Raw genomic sequence first — 2,722 nt, forward strand, 5'->3', positions numbered from 1 at the left:
TATATTAATTTAATTAAAGATCCAAACATAAAAAATATATATACGAAGTCTAAATATTATTGGGACACATTAGATCAAACTATTGATTTAGAACAATTACGTTTATATTCCTGGCAATTTCATGATGAGCATTTTAAAATTAATTTAGACTCCATAGATGAAATAATCCTTCGAATGATAATAGCAACAACCTACCTTGATGATAATAAGGAGGATTTTGAGCAAGCTATAGAATTTATAGAATTATTAGTGCTACGAGCAGAAGAATTAGGTTATAAATAATAACAACTCATGACCACAATTTGCTCATTTCCCCAAAACACTGCCCTATCACGCTTTATTTCATTTGCGGATAGAACCACCCGAGGCGACCCAATTGATGTCCTAACCGGTCAAGTGGTTGAGCAAAGGGTTGATTTCACCCTCGGGCAAATTTTACCTCTGTCCTTTATCCGCACATGGGTGAGAAGTAAAGATGAACTGCATTTAGGCGGTCTATGTGGGCGTTATTGGGTTGATAGTTTTTCGGAGTACGCAGAGATTTCGGATAATGGACAGCATATTAAAATTGCTTCTTGTGAAGGCTATTATTTACGTTTTGCGTTACCTGTAGGAGAATTACAATCAGTTAACTATGTAATAAAAGCCGTCTTTTTCAGACGGCTTTTGTCGATTATTACCCCAATTTTTCCAAAACATCCGCAAACGGCCGCTATGCCGTCTGAAAATCAAGTATAGCGGGCGATGGAAAGGTCGTCGCAGCGGACTTCCGGCTCGATGCCGCAAACTAGATCGGCGGTGATTTTGGCGGAACCGAGCGACATGGTCCAGCCCAGCGTGCCGTGTCCGGTATTCAGGAAGAGATTATCGAAGCGGGTGGCGCCGATGATGGGCGTGCTGTCGGGCGTCATCGGGCGCAGGCCGCTCCAGAACTCGGCGCGTGCGGTATCGCCGCCTTGGGGGTATAAATCCTTGACCACCAGCTCCAGCGTTTCGCGGCGGGCTTGCGGCAGCTTGAGCGCGTAGCCGGAAAGCTCGGCCATGCCGCCGACGCGGATGCGCTCGTTGAAGCGGGTGATGGCGACTTTATAGGTTTCGTCCAAAATGGTCGAGACCGGCGCTTCGGCGCTGTCGGTGACGGGCAGGGTCAGCGAATAGCCTTTGACGGGGTAAATCGGCAGGTTCAGGCCCAAATCGGCCAAAACGGTGCGGCTGAAGCTGCCCAAGGCGCAGACGAAGCGTTCGGCTTCAAAGCGCTCTCCCCCGGCATAAACCGCGCGGATGCGGCTGCCTTCGTGCTCGATGCGGCTGATGCTGCAGTTGAAGCGGAATACCGCACCTTTGGCTTCACAGAGCGTTTTCAGACGGCGGGCAAACAGGTGGCAGTCGCCTGTGGCGTCGTTGGGCAGATGCAACGCGCCGGCGATGCGGTGCACGGCGTGATGCAGCGCAGGCTCGTAGGCCAGGCATTCTTCGGGTTTCAAGCGGCGGTAAGGCACGCCGTATTGCGCCAGAATTTCGATGTCTTTTTCCGCCGCGTCCACTTCTTTTTGCGTACGGAAAATCTGCAGCGTGCCTTTTTTGCGGCCTTCAAAATCCAACCCGGTTTCGGCCTCGAAGCGGCGGAACATCTCGCGGCTGTATTCCGAAATCCGCACCATGCGGTCTTTATTGGTTTGGTAGCGGGCGGGGTCGCAGTTTTTCAACATCTGCAGCAGCCATTGCAGCTGAAACAGGCTGCCGTCGGGTTTTAAAATCAGGGGCGAATGCGCGCGGAAGAGCCATTTGGCGGCTTTGGCGGGAATGCCCGGCGCGGCCCACGGCGTGGTATAGCCGTAGGAAAGCTGGCCGGCGTTGGCAAAGCTGGTTTCCATTGCGGCGGCTTCCGAGCGGTCGATTACCGTCACCTCGTGCCCGGCCTGCAGCAGATACCATGCGGTGGTGATGCCGGTGATGCCTGCGCCCATAACCACTACTTTCATCTTCTTTCTCCCTGTTGTTGTTCTGATGAAGTTGATTTGCTCAGTTTAAGGCAATTCCTACAGAGGCTTTCAATTTATTTTTGGCTTTTTTTGTATTATTATCCTGTTTGTGATTTAAAAATAAGATTTTTTCACTATGAAAGAACTGGATAAAACCGACCTGAAAATCCTCAAAATCCTCCAGCAAAACGCGCGCATTCCGATGACCGAGCTGGCGGAGAAAGTCGGGCTTTCTACCACACCGGTCACCGAGCGGGTGCGCCGGCTGGAGCGGGAAAACTTCATCTGCGGCTACCACGCGCGTTTAAATCCGCACGCGCTGGGGCAAAGCCTGCTGGTGTTTGTGGAAATCAAGCTGCGCTCGAAATCGGGCAATATTTTTGAAGACTTCCGCCGCGAAGTGATGCGGATTCCGCAGATTTTGGAATGCCATCTGGTATCGGGGGAATACGATTATCTGATTAAAGTGCGCCTGCCGGATATGTCGGCCTACCGCGATATGCTCGGCAACATTCTGCTGCACCTGCCTGCTGCGTCGGAAAGCCGGAGCTATGTGGTGATGGAAGAAGTGAAGGAAGAAGTGGTGCTGGACTTGACCTAATCCGCGACGCCGCATTTTTCAGACGGCCTGAGCTACTTATATAGTGAACACGCATTTGGGATAAGCAGCATCTTACCGCGCCCAATCCGTATCCATGCCAAAAGGCCGTCTGAAAATCCACATTTTCAGCAGTAGGTCG

The 2,722-nt window shown here is 51.1% G+C and carries 4 protein-coding genes; 3 read left to right on the top strand and 1 reads right to left on the bottom strand.

All coding sequences use genetic code 11. The annotated features are described in order from the left end of the window. Together BDE01S_RS11430 and BDE01S_RS11370 are read left to right on the top strand one after the other, a co-directional pair. Positions 1-282, top strand: a 282-nt coding sequence (locus BDE01S_RS11430) for a hypothetical protein (protein WP_169798093.1), incomplete at its 5' end; no start/stop codon positions are given. A 9-nt stretch (positions 283-291) separates the two neighbouring features. Beyond that, complete coding sequence (locus BDE01S_RS11370) at positions 292-738, top strand: DUF6531 domain-containing protein (protein WP_147283881.1); 447 nt, start codon at positions 292-294, stop codon at positions 736-738. On the opposite strand, the gene BDE01S_RS09820 is transcribed toward BDE01S_RS11370, so the two are convergent. Beyond that, positions 729-1,982 carry a D-amino acid dehydrogenase gene (locus tag BDE01S_RS09820; protein WP_066080958.1) on the bottom strand — a complete coding sequence of 418 codons (1,254 nt, stop codon included), beginning with the start codon at positions 1,980-1,982 and terminating at the stop codon, positions 729-731. The two genes, BDE01S_RS11370 and BDE01S_RS09820, sit on opposite strands and share 10 nt — an antisense overlap. A 136-nt stretch (positions 1,983-2,118) precedes the next feature. Here BDE01S_RS09820 and BDE01S_RS09825 point away from each other — a divergent pair, with 136 nt between their 5' ends. Further along, the gene (locus BDE01S_RS09825) at positions 2,119-2,583 is read left to right on the top strand and encodes an Lrp/AsnC ligand binding domain-containing protein (protein ID WP_066080960.1); all 465 of its coding nucleotides are present in this window, start codon (positions 2,119-2,121) and stop codon (positions 2,581-2,583) included. Positions 2,584-2,722 lie beyond the last annotated feature (139 nt).

It is taken from the genome of Bergeriella denitrificans NBRC 102155 (assembly GCF_001592185.1).
Classification (GTDB): domain Bacteria; phylum Pseudomonadota; class Gammaproteobacteria; order Burkholderiales; family Neisseriaceae; genus Neisseria; species Neisseria denitrificans.

Coding starts and splice junctions, on each gene's coding strand:
- BDE01S_RS09820 (WP_066080958.1), bottom strand. CDS start 1,982: ATGAAAGTAGTGGTTATGGGCGCAGGCATCACCGGCATCACCACCGCA.
- BDE01S_RS09825 (WP_066080960.1), top strand. CDS start 2,119: ATGAAAGAACTGGATAAAACCGACCTGAAAATCCTCAAAATCCTCCAG.
- BDE01S_RS11370 (WP_147283881.1), top strand. CDS start 292: ATGACCACAATTTGCTCATTTCCCCAAAACACTGCCCTATCACGCTTT.